Below are 14579 nucleotides of genomic sequence, written 5' to 3'. Positions count from 1 at the left end.
TGGCATGCCTTTTTTTGTGCCTGAAATTTATGGTCTTTGCGAAGAAAGGCGTCGGCTCGGCTCTTTATAAGGGCAGGAAGGTCGTTCGTTCAAATCTGGCCCCCGCTACCAACGTAATAATTAAAGGTGTGTCGTAATGGCATGCCTTTTTTTGTGCCTAGAGTTTGTGCTTTTAAGAAGAGAGGCGTCGTGCTCGGCTCTTTATAAGGGCAGGAAGGTCGTCAGTTCAAATCTGGCCCCCGCTACCAACGTAATAATTAAAGGTGTGTCGTAATGGCATGCCTTTTTTTGTGCCTGAAATTTATGGTCTTTGCGAAGAGAGGCGTCGTGCTCGGCTCTTTATAAGGGCAGGAAGGTCGTCCGTTCAAATCTGGCCTCCGATACCAACGTAATAATTAAAGGTGTATCGAAAGATATGCCTTTTCTTGTGCTGATAAAAGGTGAAATCTCTTGGCGAAAGTGGGTTGGAAAGGTGCTGGTTAGGTTCTATATGAGGAGGGTGATCTCAATTTTCAAAGTTGTTGTCCCCAGTGAAATTACAGGCTTTTGGGGGGCTGATAGATAATAGATGCTAATAATATACACTCTGTCAGAGAGGAAGTGTCGGTGTTCTGAAACAGGTCTGTAAGCATTACCCAAATTGGGTAATTGAGGTGAAGGAAACTGACATAGACCTGCTTTTATCCTTTTGGACTGTGTTATCTTTTGTTCACAAAGTGATCAAACAATTGTTTGTTTAGGGTTTGATGCCTGGGGGGGCTAACAACACGTGGGTTGATTGAAACTTCATTAGCTTTGAAGAGGAATAAAGCGATGAACAGATATCTGATTCCAGTAATGTCTCTCCTGCTTCTGCTTCCTGTCAGTGGGCATTGTAGCGGTTTGGACGGCTTGGCAGACCTGCTTTCAAGTGCTCTGGAAAGTGATGCTCCTGAGCAAAGTGAACAGAACATGCCGCTTCAGTTTGAAGGGTATACTGCGCTTGGTGCTCCCTCCTCAGTAGCTTTACGCAAGGAAAATAATCGGGTTGCGAACGTTGATACAGGCCAGTTTATGTTGGTCCGTGTTTCTTCTGGAGTGTATGCACTATACAGTCTGGATTCAGAAGACAGAAAGGATCCGGGTGTATGGCTGGGTAGCGTTAAGGGGCGCATCGGAATGGGGGTCTCTTACCGGTTTTGAAAGTGATTCAGGGCTATTATTTACGGATTTACTTTTTAATTAAAAGGGTGTGCCTCGCCTGTACCATTAGATGATTCTCTCTAGCAGGGAAGGCTAGAAATAAGTTACGTTAATGCCATTTCTACTGCTGTTCATATAAGGCGGCTAAGCTTGTTTTGGGAGTCTGGAATTATTTATCAGTTTTTCTGTGAAATCGTTTGCCAAGAGAGTAACTCGTATGTAGTATACGCCCCACGTTGATGCGGGGTGGAGCAGCCTGGTAGCTCGTCGGGCTCATAACCCGAAGGTCGTCAGTTCAAATCTGGCCCCCGCTACCAACGTAATAATTAAAGGTGTATCGAAAGATATGCCTTTTTTTGTGTCTGAAATTTGTGCTTTTTGTGGAGAAAGGCGTCGGGCTCGGCTCACTATAAGGGCAGGAAGTCGTCAGTTCAAAACTTGGCCCCCGCTACCAACGTAATAATTAAAGGTGTATCGAAAGATATGCCTTTTTTTGTGTCTGAAATTTATGGTCTTAAAAAGAAAGGCGTCGGGCTCGGCTCTTTATAAGGGTAGGAAGGTCGTCAGTTTAAATCTGGCCCCCGCTACCAACGTATAAAATCAGACTAGCCGAAAGGTTGGTCTTTTTTTGTCTGAAATTTAGGCGTTAATAATTATCAGTGAAAACGTCGGGCTCGGTTTTTTGTAAGGTCAGGAGGGTCGTCAGTTAACTAATTGTGCTTAGAGCATAATTAGCATCAAGACGTGAAGCGTCGAAGCCCGAAGGGGCATAACAGTCAACAGACTGTTATGAATTAATCTGGCCCCGCTACTAACGTAAAAATTAACAGATGTATCAAAAGGAATGTCTTTTGTTGTATCTGACGTGAGATGTTATTGGTTAGTAGGATATAGCAAAAAGTGCGTAGAACTTGGTTTATTACTAAAGACCAATTAGTTGAAGAAGTTTTGCGTAGGTGCTTTATTATTTGTTGTGTACTGTTCAGAGTATTAATTGCATTAAAGTTACAAAAAATTAAATTTCCCCGTCATTCACGAATGCAGCGAACTTTTTCTTACGTATGCGAATTATTTCATCAGTCAACTCTGTGGATGTGGGTTGACATGTTTGAATGATAGCTAATAGTAATAGCGCTTCGTTGTTTGTTATATAGTTGCTATCAATCAAACGATAAGTAAGTTTATGCAGCTGATCCAACTCTGTGTCTGCAATAACGGTAAGCCCTTGTGTTCCGCAAATAGCTTCTATTATCTGCAGCACTTCTTTAGCGGAGTAGTTACTGGTCGTATCGCTAACGTTTTGTGTACTACTGGTTGGAGCTTTAAATAAATTACGCCTTTCCCCAAAAAAATGCTCAAAAAAATTAACATTGGAAGTGTTCATTTGTTGGTATAGATCGTGTTGCTCAGGATAGGGCGGATTTTCACCAGGTTTTAGTAGCTCTAGGTTAAAAAGGTGTTTCTTGATAGATCTCACGCATCTGATTGGCACGTAGCCCAATTTTTGTACAAAACCTCGGTTGATTGCACGTGCGAAGGAAACCTGGCGGTCAGTTAAGGACTGGTTTTCTTTGTTGGAGTTGAATGTTAACTTGCTTCGATCAATGCTTGGTAATACCGAGAACAAAAAATCTAAACGAATGTCACTCTCGATAAAGTGACTTTTGTCGTAGACACGAATGATTAGCTGTTCTTTGCTAAAGACTGATTCCCATCTCTGGAATGTTGAAAAATAATTGTAAAAGCTATCATTTTTATTAAATGACTGGGCAAAGGCCTTAATATCTTCAGTAAAGCCTCCCTTCATTTTATTTGAGTAGCGGCTTTTTATTAACGCGCTTTGTTCGCGAACATAGCAAATTACTTGAATGTCATTGAACCATTGTAAAAGCCACTCTTTGAACGCATGGAGTTCTCCTTCGGTAGTTAAATTACGATAAAGATGTTCAGACGTAAAAAGGACGGTGTGGTGGTTCGTGCGAATGTCATCAAGCTCGGCTTTGAAATTTTCTGTTAATGTGGCTTTGAATTGGTCTCGTCCTCTTGAATCATAGAATCCTTCCATTCTTCCAATTTTATCAATATTGTCTTGAAACATGGTTGCCAGAAAACGATTGTTACCTGTCCGGAAGGTAGTAGTTAAGGCTATGGATTGGTTTGATAAAGCACTTTTATTTTCGTAAAGCCATTTTTGTAAAAGAGTTGTTGCTGTTTTTGGGGTTCCTATGTGGATGATGCATTTCATAAAAATACTCTTATGGTGGCTCTACAGTTCTATAGGATCTTAGGTCATAGCTTTAAGATATGACCTATGTTGTTTTATTTGTCTATATATCGAGCCATAAGGTCTTCGATAATTGTAAGCCGTTGCTTTATATCCTTCGCTGGAATAAGGTTTATCTCTATTAGACCCACTCCGAGTATGCGTGTATCTGCATGATCATTCATGGTGGAGCAGTCCATTACTTTGTTTGAATGAAGTGATAGAAAAATTGGTGAATTTTCCTTAACTGGCTCAATAACACCATGAATGATTTTTCGTTGATTAGGTGGCAAGTTTCCTTCCCAAAGTATTGTGTCACCTGAACGAACATGAAACGGTGTTGGGCTATGATTGTTGGAAATTGTGACAACGCCATAGAAGAAGTAAGGTTCTATCGTTGGAAGTTGGAAGCAAAGTTCGGCTTTAACTTTTCTCGTCCAGCTACCCCAGGAGTCAGGCGCATTCCAGCCATTGCCGCAGAGTAATTCTAGTCCCACCGTTTCGGGCTTTTTCAGATCAATGGTTTGCCGTTTACCAAAGTGATAGGCTTTTCCTGCTGAAAGTTTTGGCCACGTAACAGGGGTAGTGTTTTGAGATGCTAATTGGGTTTCAATTTGCCTTAGCTCCGAAGAAAATTCCTTCCAGGATTTAAAACAAACCTCTTGCTTAATTCGACTTTGTAGCTGAGATAGACGAGTTCTATCTTCTAGGAGGTGTGAAATTACATCGACGATATTGCTTTCGGAGCGTTCGTCGACAGGTATGATTAGGTTTTGCTTCGACGCCGTAGCAGCGGAGTTTTTCCCAACGACGCATACGCGGCCACTCGCTAGAGTCTCTGTTACGGGCAAGCCCCATCCTTCGCATCGGCTAATATATAGAGAGAAAAGGCAGCGTTGATAAAGCAGTGCTAGCTGTTTATCACTGATATTGTCGAGATGAATAGCATTGATGCGATCACCTTCCTCCTCCAAAATATGGGTGACGGCTTGAGGGTACGCCATCCACCCGGCTTTACCAACAATGACGAGCTTTGGACATGAGTTGCCGTGGATTCGTACGAGTGATTGCCATACATGAATTGCTGTAAGATGGTTTTTTCGGGGCTCAATCGTTCCGACCATTAAAACAAACTCACAGTTTTCAATGCCTAAACTTTTTAACTGGTCATCTTCGTTTAGGAGGTTCTTATTGGGGGGGGCATTAATAAAATTTGGATGAACATTGAGATTAGCAATAGCGGTGGGACCGCGGTAGGCGGTTTCAGAAAGTAATGCTGCTTGAGTTTCTTCTGAGTTACAGACGATGCCATCGGCGTTGCGTAAACAGTCGCTTAGCCAGTGCGTAATCATTATGTTGTGCTTCTGTTCGAAGAATTCAGGGTATTGAATTGGTAAAAGATCATGCATGTAGAAGATGCAGCGAACACCATTTGCTCGTAAATGCGTTAACGTTGAGAACAATCCAGGGCTATCCCATGTTGATCCAATAAAGTAAAGAGTCTCTCCCTTAAGGAAGCTAGGAGCCTTTAGGCTGGGAATAGTATTTTTGAACTCTAGGAGTTTACTTTTCAAGTCAGGAGTTTCAATGAACAAGTTTGCAAAATCTTGAAGAGGTAAAGACTTCCAACCTATATCTTGATCAAAATAGATAGCAAATTGTTTACTATTAATTTCCTGAGAGGCGATCGCTCGAATGACTTCTAATTGGACTCGTTGAATTCCCGTGAAATTACCAGAGGTAATGTAAAAATCGACTAAATTGGAGAAATCAAAATATTGTGCCTCTCTGGAGGACGCTATTATCTGATTACTTGCAGTTAAATCTGACGTTTGATGTAGAGAGCTTTCTTTTTTTGAATGAAGAGCCTGGTCGCATAGAGGTCCTTGCATAGCTGTTTCAAGAGCGACAGCAAAATCAGTGTCCAAAGTCTTCAATACGTTAAAATAGGGTTGAGCCATTCGTTTATGGTAGGCCCGAATGTCTGGATCTTGGACCTCTGTAACATAGGTTAAAACTTCCTCGAAAAAGGTTCTGTCTTGAAGGAGAGAGGTAAAGAGGGCCGTTAAATCGTTTTGCAGCTCTTTTAGGTTACAAGTTATATGATCATTGACGATGCTTATGACGTCTTTAAAAAAACTAGAGCTTGTCGAAAAGGTGAAATCATGAGCTGGCCGCTCGAGTTTGATTGATTGTTCTGTTCTATTCCACTCTGCATCCATAGTTGAGAGCATCTGTTCGGTATCATCTAGAAGCAGGTGTTCAGCTACGGCTTCTAATACTATTTTTCGCTTTGTCTTGGAGATGAAGTGATCGTAAGAAAGTAGCAAGCACTTACCTGGGCTTTGAAGTTTGGTCAATCGCCAGACAAGGATCATCATTTCGATATAAGGAGTAACCCCGTATTGGCCTGGATGCCAACTGGTGTCGTGCATATTGATAGCACGTCGATACCAGGAATATTCTACGTCCTCAATGTTTCGGAATATTGAGATTATTTGTAGTGATTGGGTAGCGTCGTTGAAACGTGGAATTATCTTATGAAAGTGCAAGTATGAGCGCGGACATTTTTCACCAATTATAATATCTGGTTGCTCTATTTTCTGCTTGATTAAATCATGGTGTTTAGAAACTGAAGCTCGTTCGAGGTCTAGTGTTTTGAATCCTTCAAACGTTAAATGTGCAGGTGAGAGTGATGGGCCGTTAAAACGCTCTAATCCGCATAATAAGCGCGGGTGTTCGTTAAGTATTCTGGCAAAAAATGTAGTGCCTGACCTTGGGACTGCTGTCACTAGAAAGTTGGGAGTTCCATTTTTTTCATGGATTATTTCGGTTGCAGTCATTTAAAAGCCTTCAGTACTGATATAAGTATAATTATCTATTAGATAAACACTGCCATGACTCATGATTAAACTCCAGATGAATTTTTGGCATACAGAAGATAGTTATCTTGAATTATTCTAAATATATGGGGCTAGGTTGTTGCGGTATGCGCTGATCAATAGATGATATTTAGTGATTGCTGTAGTCTTAAATGCATCACTCCTATGCAGCGCTAGTATAGGTTTTCTTATATAGATATTAATATGTAAAGGGCTTAATAGATGTCACGAAGGCAGCCTCCACGAATTCTTATACATATTGGTCATACAAAGTGTGGTTCAACAACATTTCAGAAGTTTCTTGCTGCGCATCGTGTACAGCTTGGTAAGGCCGGTTTTCTTTTGCCTGAAGCCTCTAAGGTAAATGTTGAAGATCAAGGTTTGTCCGCCTACGCAGGGCTTGATCGTTGTTTAAACAACTATATTCGGGAACATAAGCTCTCGTCTGAAGATGTTGCTAACTTTGATAAGTATTTTGAAAAAAAGCTGATCAAAGAAATTGAAAATTCTGATGCACATACAGTTGTGTTTAGTCATGAAGGCCTCTTTCCCCGTAGTAGTGAGAGTATTAAGAAACTAATGGGTCTGCTTAACAATATTTCTCATGACATTCATGCTTTTGTTGTGCTTCGTAGGCAAGATCGTTGGGCGGTAAGCTCATACAATACAAGGCTATCGGCACACGGGACATCAACCCGAGACGTATTTAAAAATAACAGTGGGCAGCCCCATGGGCTTATGTATGCAAATAAGCTCTCACTTTGGGTGGGCGCGTTGGGGGCAGGAGCGTTAACTGTTGTTGCGTTCGAAGATCATCAGGATATTTTAGATCCCTTTACAGAGTTTTTAGGGTTCAAGCCTTCTCCATTCCATACGCAGCATGATAATAAAGGCATGTCTGCTTATAGTCAGGAAGTGATGCGGGTATTTAATGAAATGCGTGAGAGGCAAGGGATACCAGCAATAAAGCAGCGGCAAACTCGAAAGTTATTGCGTGAAATTTTGCCGACAGGTCCTGCATTTAGGCCCTCTGCTCAGCAAGCAGAAGCTTTGCTTGCTTATTTTTACGAAGATAGTGAACGACTCAAAGGGCGATTTTTATCGCCAGATTCAAAGTTTTTTTCTGATGCAGAGCCATTTCCCGAGGAGGCGAGAATGGAAGTTGTATCGGAAGAAGAAGTGCTTTCCTGGTTAGAAAAATTGCCTCTAGGTTACTAAATAGAAGATGACAGAATTTTTATCATGGATGGATCCTATAATTTTATGAGCATCGGAGAAAAGGAACAGCCTTTTCCGTTCTTATCTAACTCCTTTGCTAAGAATTAAAGTCGTGCTTTGTGGTTTGCCACCACTTTGATTCAGGGCGGAACACTTTGAGGCCCATAGGGTCTAGCTTACTGTATAAAACTCTTAATGCGGTCAAAATACAGTCTGATCGAGGTTGTAAGTTTAAAGTTAACTCTATTTAGTTGCTTTCTGGTTGTGATGAACTGGTCTGGTTCGCTAGCATAATATTTAAAGGAGGGTCGGGATATATGTCTTTTTTGTACCTGATGCCTGTGCTTTTCTCAAGAAAGGTATTGAATTCGTCCCCTTGTTAAATAGAGATACTTCTCTACATAACTCAAGTGAGGCTCCTTGTTTTTTGTAGGTAAGTTTATTGTTAAGAGTAGCAAAGTCCCATTAGATCAATTGGTTATGACTCTTAATGTTGTTTGTGGGAGGGTAGATAAGATTATTACTTGAAAAAATCGTTGCAAAATAGTTAATATGTTAACAAAATAAGGGTGTGAAATCGGTCTTGCCTGTGGGCTTGTATATTTTTTGGCTTGACCGGGTACAGAGCGTTCTATACTGACTTAGTAGTCTGAGATGCTTAGCTCGATCGGTATATCATAGAAATTAGAGGAAACAGAAATGGGCAAACTGGCACTTGTTGCGAAAATCACGCATGTTCCAAGCATGTATTTATCTGAACTTGATGGTCCGCAAAAAGGTTCACGCCAGTCAGCTATTGATGGGCATATCGAAATTGGAAAGCGTTGCCGGGAGCTGGGTGTAGATACTATTGTTGTCTTTGATACGCATTGGTTGGTGAACGCTAACTATCATATTAACTGCGCGCCTCATTTCAAAGGGAACTATACCAGCGGTGAGCTGCCACACTTTATCTCTAATATGGAGTTTGAATATGATGGCAATCCCGAGTTGGGTAAAATTCTGGCTGATGAGTGTACTCAGCAGGGCGTAGAAACGCTTGCCCATGATAAGACTTCGCTAGGGCCAGAATACGGCACTATTGTGCCTATGCGCTATATGAATGAAGATCGTCATTTCAAAGTTATCTCTGTTTCTGCTTTGTGTACGGTTCACTATCTTAATGACTCTGCTCGTCTGGGTTGGGCAATGCGTGAAGCGATTGAGAAGCACTATGATGGTACTGTCGCGTTTTTGGCCAGTGGTTCTTTGTCTCATCGATTTGCCCAGAATGGCCAGGCTCCAGAGTTTGCCAACAAAGTATGGAGCCCTTTCCTGGAGACGCTTGATCATGAAGTAGTAGAGATGTGGAAGCGTGGCGATTGGAAAACGTTCTGCGAGATGTTACCTGAGTACGCGGCTAAAGGGCACGGCGAGGGCTTTATGCACGATACTGCGATGATGCTTGGGGCGTTGGGCTGGTCTGGTTATGAAGGAAAGTCTGAAGTCCTTACGCCATATTTCGGTAGCTCCGGTACTGGTCAGATTAACTGTGTCTTCCCGGTTACTGAGCAAGATGGTTCTGCGGTGCCAGGCCCGCAGGCATCAGAAACTAAAAGCTTTGAGCCAGGTTCAAGCCGTTTATAAACCTTCTTTCAGGGGTTAAAAGCGCTTATTTAATGATAATAAGGCTCACGTTTGTGAGCCTTTTTTATTTTTAGATGGAGTGTTTGAAGAGGCTTATAAGGGTGAAGAGAGGCTCTTAAAAAAGAAAGCAAGTTAGGTAGGTACGGGAATACTTGTTGCCATGTATGTCACGCCATTCACTTAGATTACTTATCATGCAGTGACTCTGATGATTTTTTTCGCTAGATGCTACTTCGTCTTTCATTAGTATCAGAGCAGGGGGTCGCCTTTGCCACTGGTGTTCCTTAGCGATATAAGCACCTCATTCTGAATTAATAGCGTTATGCTGGATGGGCTTAATTTTATGCTTAAGCGTCTTTCAACATCATATTCACAGCGGTATCGACCATCTCTTTCAGATGGCTTTGTTCGGTATAGATTCCATCATTTAACAATCGGCAGAGCCCGTGAAGGGTTGCCCAACATACCTGTGCTGTTCGCAGTGTTGAGTCACCGGAGTGAATAACGTTCTGATCGGACAGGTGTTCGATCCAGTTAAGCCAACTTTTGAAATGTTGCCGTGATCTGTTTTGAAGTGATGCAGTCGGTGTTCCATTGCGCCATATTTCTCGGCCGAACATCAGGTCATATTGCTCCCGGTGTTGATGGGCAAGTTCAATATACGTATGTACATACTCGGTGAAAGCGGCTGTCAGAGAGACCGCTTTTTCCTGAGTTCGAGCCTCAAGAAGTAGTTTTTCAACTCTTTCAAATCCCTGCTCAGCAATCGCACAGAGAAGTACGTTTTTATCTTTAAAGTGGTGGTAGGGTGCGGTCCGTGAAACGCCTACCCGATCAGCAAGCTTACGCATGGAAAGGTTTTCGGTGCCTCCCTCTGTAATCATCTCTGTGGCCATTAAAAGCAGTGACTGGTAAAGGTCGCCATGATGATAATTGCGGGATGATGGTGCGGAATCTGTTGGTTTCATCCGGGCAATCTAACAATCAATCTTGACAGTGTCAAAATATCGCTCTATCTTGACGCTGTCCAGTTTGGTTTTTCTATAACTACCTAAGAACAGCTGCGACTAAAAAAACAGAATAAAAACAGTGAGGAATTTGAAATGAACGGCCCTTCAAATGGTTACCCCCATCTGCTTGCCCCCCTTGATCTGGGATTTACGACGCTGAAAAATAGAGTGTTAATGGGGTCAATGCATCTTGGTCTGGAAGAAGCGCCGAATGGTTTCGAACGGATGGCAGCGTTCTATTCGGAGCGTGTCAGAGGAGGGGTTGGCCTCATTGTAACCGGTGGAATTGCACCTAATGGTGAAGGTGGGGTTCATTCTGGTGCGGCCCGAATGACCACTGAAGAAGATGTCGAAAATCACCGGATAGTGACAGAAAGAGTACATGCGGATGGCGGTAAAATCTGTATGCAAATACTGCACACAGGGCGCTATGCTTATAACCCGAAGCTCATTGCTCCCTCTGCGATACAGGCGCCGATTAATCCCTTTCCGCCTCATGAAGTAACCATTGAAGAGATAGAGCAACAGATTGAAAATTTTGTTCATTGTGCCGGTCTTGCTCAGCAGGCGGGTTATGATGGTGTTGAGGTGATGGGCTCAGAAGGTTATTTTATAAATCAGTTTATCGCCCTTCGTACTAATCAGCGAGATGATGAGTGGGGAGGGGATTATGACAACCGTATCCGCTTTGCTGTTGAGGTTGTAAAGCGCATACGGCAGCGGGTGGGAACCGATTTTATTATAATTTTCAGGTTGTCGATGCTTGATCTGATCGAAGACGGTAGCAGCTTTGAAGAGGTTATCGTCTTAGGTAAAGCGATTGAGCAGGCCGGGGTTACCATAATTAACACCGGTATTGGTTGGCATGAAGCGCGTATCCCCACTATCGCAACTAAAGTGCCCCGGGCGGCTTTTACCTGGGCTACGGCTAAAGTGCGTCAGGCGCTGACAGTGCCGGTGATCACTTCAAATCGAATCAATATGCCGGAAGTAGCCGAGCAGGTCCTGGCTCGTGGCGACGCTGATATGGTTTCCATGGCTCGTCCTTTCCTGGCAGATCCTGAATTTGTCCTCAAGTCCGCAGAAGGCCGCAGTGATGAAATCAATACTTGTATTGGTTGCAATCAGGCCTGTCTGGACCATATTTTTGTTGGAAAACTGACGAGTTGCCTGGTCAATCCGCGTGCGTGTCATGAAACTGAGTTACAGGTTATTGCAACGGACCGTCCTAAAAAACTAGCCGTTATCGGAGCCGGTCCGGCGGGTCTTGCCTTTGCGACCACTGCTGCTCAGCGAGGTCATGGAGTTACTCTGTTTGATGCTGCTGAAGAGATTGGAGGGCAGTTTAATATCGCTAAGCAGATTCCTGGTAAAGAAGAATTTAATGAAACGCTACGTTACTTTGGTCGTCGTATCGAACTTGATGGTGTGACGCTCAAACTGGGGCATCGGGTAACAATGGATGAACTACAGCAGAGTGATTTCGATGAGGTTGTCATTGCCACCGGCATTACTCCTCGCGTGCCCAATATTGAAGGTCACAATCACGAGAAGGTTTTAAGTTATCTTGATGTGATTAGAGGGGCTGCTGTAGGACGCTCTGTGGCTGTCATTGGTGCGGGCGGAATCGGTTTTGATATTAGTGAATACCTGACCCATCAGGGTGTATCAACCAGTCAGGATATTCCTGCGTTTATGCGTGAATGGGGTGTGGATATGAGTCTGCAAGCCCGGGGCGGCGTGAAGGGCGTTAAGCCGGAGCAGCAACCTACAGCCCGCCAGGTTTATCTGTTACAGCGTAAAGCTTCTAAAGTGGGTAATGGGTTGGGGAAAACCACTGGTTGGGCGCATCGACTGGGTTTGAAAAAACGACAGGTCGAGATGTTATCCGGTTGTGAATATCATCGAATTGATGATGCAGGTTTACATCTTGTAGTGAATGGTGAAAATCGGCTGCTGGAGGTGGATAACGTTATTCTCTGCGCTGGGCAGGAGTCGTTGCGGGAGTTGGCAGAGGGGTTGCATAAGCCGTTTCATCTGATTGGTGGAGCAGATCTGGCCACAGAGTTGGATGCAAAGCGGGCAATTGATCAAGGAACTCGCTTGGCTGCTGAAATCTGAAATCTGAAGGCTGAAGGCTGGCGGTTGAGTAGATCTTTGATATAAGAGTCGATCGAGGCTTCTGAGTTTCTGAGCCGATGTCTCGTTGTACTGGTAATAAAGATGGACTATGAGATCACCTGAATACCTGTTGGTAAGTATTCAGGTGTTTTTTTAGATTGAGCATCCACCATAGCCGTTCTTGGCATTGTACTGTTGGTGATACTCTTCTGCGCGCCAGAATTGTGAAGCCTTGGCTATCTGTGTCACGATGGGGTTGCCAAAGATGCCGCTTTTGTCCAGCACTGCTAAGCTTTGCTCTGCCATAATCCGCTGATGATCATCATGATAAAAAATAGCAGATCTGTATTGATCACCGATATCCGGCCCCTGCTGATTCAGGGTGGTAGGATCGTGCATCTGCCAAAAGATATCCAGCAGAGTGTCATAGCTAATCTGTTGTTCGTCAAATTCCAGTTGTACTACTTCGGCATGCCCTGTGCCTTTGCGGCATAGCTCTTCATAGGTCGGATCATTCGTATGTCCGCCCATATAACCGACAGCTGTTGAGGTTACTCCCGAGGTGCTGGCAAAGCGGGATTCAACCCCCCAAAAGCATCCTGCTGCAAATGTCGCGGTTGGCATAGTTTTGCTCCTGTTTAAGCCAATACGTGTTGGACAATATTAGACGATTTTTGGCTTCTGAGGTTCATTTTTTATGCTACTTAATCCGACTATTTTGCTAAATTAATCCTTCTCTCGGCTATGCTTAGGTAATTTTATGAACAAAAAAAACCGGCAAAGCCGGTTTTTATTAGCAGGTGTGGACAGCGTTAGCTGTTGGCTAAAGAGTCAAGTTTCTGCTTGAGTAACCCCTGAACTTGTCCAGGATTTGCTTTACCCTGAGAGGCTTGCATTACCTTCCCCATGAAGAAGCCGATCATCTTGCCGCGCTTTTCCGGTTCAGCATTGACGTATTGATCAACCTGAGGTTGGTTTGCACCGATGACATCATCAACCATCGACTCGATAGCGCCGGTATCGGTTACCTGCTTCAAGCCCTTGGCTTCAATGACTTCATCGGCATTGCCATCACCAGCCCACATCGATTCAAACACTTGTTTGGCTATTTTGCCAGTAATAGTGTTGTCTTTGATACGTAGTAGCAGTCCACCCAGCATCTCAGCGGTGACCGGAGAGGCGGTGATATCAGTATCGTTCTGATTTAGATGCTTTGACAGTTCGCCCATTACCCAGTTGGCTGCCAGTTTTGCATCGCCTGCGGTATTGGCTACGGTTTCAAAATAACCGCCAAGTTCTCGGTAGGCAGACAGTACCATTGCATCGTAGTCGCTTAGTTTGAACTGCTCAAGGAAGCGAGCTTTACGGGCATCCGGTAGCTCCGGCAAACAGTTGCGGATCTGCTCTACATATTCATCGTCGATAACGATCGGCAGTAGATCAGGGCAGGGGAAGTAACGGTAATCGTTGGCTTCTTCCTTGCTTCGCATAGAGCGGGTTTCATCTTTATTGGCGTCATAAAGACGAGTTTCCTGAGTGATAGTGTGGCCATCTTCAATCAGGTCGATCTGGCGTATAATCTCGCCTTTAATCGCTTTTTCGATAAAACGGAAGGAGTTGATGTTCTTGGACTCAGTACGATTGCCTAGTTTCTCTTCGCCCTTGGGGCGTACTGAAACGTTGCAGTCGCAGCGGAAGGAGCCTTCAGCCATGTTGCCGTCACAGATACCCAGATTGGTTACGATCGCGTGAATCTTTTTAACGTAAGCGACCGCCTCTTCAGCGCTGCGCATATCCGGTTCGGATACGATTTCCAGCAACGGGGTTCCAGCCCTGTTGAGATCGATACCGGTCATGCTTGGGAACTCTTCATGCAGGGATTTACCTGCATCCTCCTCAAGGTGTGCCCGGGTAACGCCTATCCGCTTGGTGGAGCCATCTTCCAGCTCGATATCGATATGGCCAATGCCGACGATAGGATGGAATAACTGGCTGGTTTGATAGCCTTTTGGCAAATCCGGATAGAAGTAATTCTTACGATCAAATACCGAGGTGTGGCCTATTTCTGCTTCAATGGCGACACCGAACATGACGGCCATACGCAGTGCTTCAGCGTTAAACACCGGCAGGGTGCCAGGCAATGCCAGGTCAACGGCGCATGCCTGGGTGTTTGGTTCGGCACCAAAAGCGGTGCTGGCTCCGGAGAATATCTTGGACTTAGTCGCCAGTTGGGCGTGAATCTCAAGCCCGATGACTGCTTCCCATTCCATCTTGTAA

General features: G+C 44.0%; 9 protein-coding genes and 1 tRNA gene. 5 read left to right on the top strand and 5 right to left on the bottom strand.

Features of this window, described 5'->3' with window-relative positions:
* The first annotated feature begins 813 nt into the window (after positions 1-813).
* Positions 814-1182 carry a hypothetical protein gene (locus tag AMJAP_RS14150; RefSeq protein ID WP_019623196.1) on the top strand — a complete coding sequence of 123 codons (369 nt, stop codon included), beginning with the start codon at positions 814-816 and terminating at the stop codon, positions 1180-1182.
* 240 nt (positions 1183-1422) lie between these two features.
* Positions 1423-1499: transfer RNA gene (locus tag AMJAP_RS14145), tRNA-Met, on the top strand.
* A gap of 698 nt (positions 1500-2197) precedes the next feature.
* Here the strand turns inward: AMJAP_RS14145 and AMJAP_RS14140 are convergent.
* Together AMJAP_RS14140 and AMJAP_RS14135 are read right to left on the bottom strand one after the other, a co-directional pair.
* On the bottom strand, positions 2198-3427 hold the full coding sequence (locus tag AMJAP_RS14140; protein ID WP_019619881.1) for a hypothetical protein: 1230 nt from the start codon (positions 3425-3427) through the stop codon (positions 2198-2200).
* Between the two features lie 74 nt (positions 3428-3501).
* Positions 3502-6288 (bottom strand): glycosyltransferase, encoded by a 2787-nt coding sequence (locus AMJAP_RS14135; protein ID WP_019619882.1) that lies wholly within the window; start codon positions 6286-6288, stop codon positions 3502-3504.
* A gap of 261 nt (positions 6289-6549) precedes the next feature.
* Here AMJAP_RS14135 and AMJAP_RS14130 point away from each other — a divergent pair, with 261 nt between their 5' ends.
* Positions 6550-7545 (top strand): hypothetical protein, encoded by a 996-nt coding sequence (locus AMJAP_RS14130; RefSeq protein ID WP_019619883.1) that lies wholly within the window; start codon positions 6550-6552, stop codon positions 7543-7545.
* Positions 7546-8244: 699 nt separating this feature from the next.
* Positions 8245-9171 (top strand): 3,4-dihydroxyphenylacetate 2,3-dioxygenase, encoded by a 927-nt coding sequence (gene hpaD / locus AMJAP_RS14125; RefSeq protein ID WP_019619884.1) that lies wholly within the window; start codon positions 8245-8247, stop codon positions 9169-9171.
* 347 nt (positions 9172-9518) lie between these two features.
* Here hpaD and AMJAP_RS14120 read toward each other — a convergent pair whose 3' ends face one another.
* The gene (locus AMJAP_RS14120; protein WP_019619885.1) at positions 9519-10139 is read right to left on the bottom strand and encodes a TetR/AcrR family transcriptional regulator; all 621 of its coding nucleotides are present in this window, start codon (positions 10137-10139) and stop codon (positions 9519-9521) included.
* A gap of 135 nt (positions 10140-10274) precedes the next feature.
* On the opposite strand from AMJAP_RS14120, the gene AMJAP_RS14115 reads away from it, so the two are divergent.
* Complete coding sequence (locus AMJAP_RS14115; RefSeq protein WP_019619886.1) at positions 10275-12302, top strand: NADPH-dependent 2,4-dienoyl-CoA reductase; 2028 nt, start codon at positions 10275-10277, stop codon at positions 12300-12302.
* A gap of 153 nt (positions 12303-12455) precedes the next feature.
* On the opposite strand, the gene msrA is transcribed toward AMJAP_RS14115, so the two are convergent.
* Both msrA and gatB read right to left on the bottom strand, forming a co-directional pair.
* On the bottom strand, positions 12456-12926 hold the full coding sequence (gene msrA / locus AMJAP_RS14110) for a peptide-methionine (S)-S-oxide reductase MsrA (RefSeq protein WP_019619887.1): 471 nt from the start codon (positions 12924-12926) through the stop codon (positions 12456-12458).
* A 188-nt stretch (positions 12927-13114) separates the two neighbouring features.
* Positions 13115-14572 (bottom strand): Asp-tRNA(Asn)/Glu-tRNA(Gln) amidotransferase subunit GatB, encoded by a 1458-nt coding sequence (gene gatB / locus AMJAP_RS14105; protein WP_019619888.1) that lies wholly within the window; start codon positions 14570-14572, stop codon positions 13115-13117.
* Positions 14573-14579: the final 7 nt, after the last annotated feature.

It is taken from the genome of Amphritea japonica ATCC BAA-1530, from assembly GCF_016592435.1.
Lineage (GTDB): Bacteria > Pseudomonadota > Gammaproteobacteria > Pseudomonadales > Balneatricaceae > Amphritea > Amphritea japonica.
Note: the sequence above shows the minus strand (reverse complement) of the source record. Positions and strands in the feature narration are given on the sequence as shown.

Bases quoted from the DNA above. Each gene is read 5' to 3' on its own strand.
- AMJAP_RS14150 (WP_019623196.1), top strand. From the start codon at position 814: ATGAACAGATATCTGATTCCAGTAATGTCTCTCCTGCTTCTGCTTCCT.
- AMJAP_RS14140 (WP_019619881.1), bottom strand. From the start codon at position 3,427: ATGAAATGCATCATCCACATAGGAACCCCAAAAACAGCAACAACTCTT.
- AMJAP_RS14135 (WP_019619882.1), bottom strand. From the start codon at position 6,288: ATGACTGCAACCGAAATAATCCATGAAAAAAATGGAACTCCCAACTTT.
- AMJAP_RS14130 (WP_019619883.1), top strand. From the start codon at position 6,550: ATGTCACGAAGGCAGCCTCCACGAATTCTTATACATATTGGTCATACA.
- hpaD (WP_019619884.1), top strand. From the start codon at position 8,245: ATGGGCAAACTGGCACTTGTTGCGAAAATCACGCATGTTCCAAGCATG.
- AMJAP_RS14120 (WP_019619885.1), bottom strand. From the start codon at position 10,139: ATGAAACCAACAGATTCCGCACCATCATCCCGCAATTATCATCATGGC.
- AMJAP_RS14115 (WP_019619886.1), top strand. From the start codon at position 10,275: ATGAACGGCCCTTCAAATGGTTACCCCCATCTGCTTGCCCCCCTTGAT.
- msrA (WP_019619887.1), bottom strand. From the start codon at position 12,926: ATGCCAACCGCGACATTTGCAGCAGGATGCTTTTGGGGGGTTGAATCC.
- gatB (WP_019619888.1), bottom strand. From the start codon at position 14,572: ATGGAATGGGAAGCAGTCATCGGGCTTGAGATTCACGCCCAACTGGCG.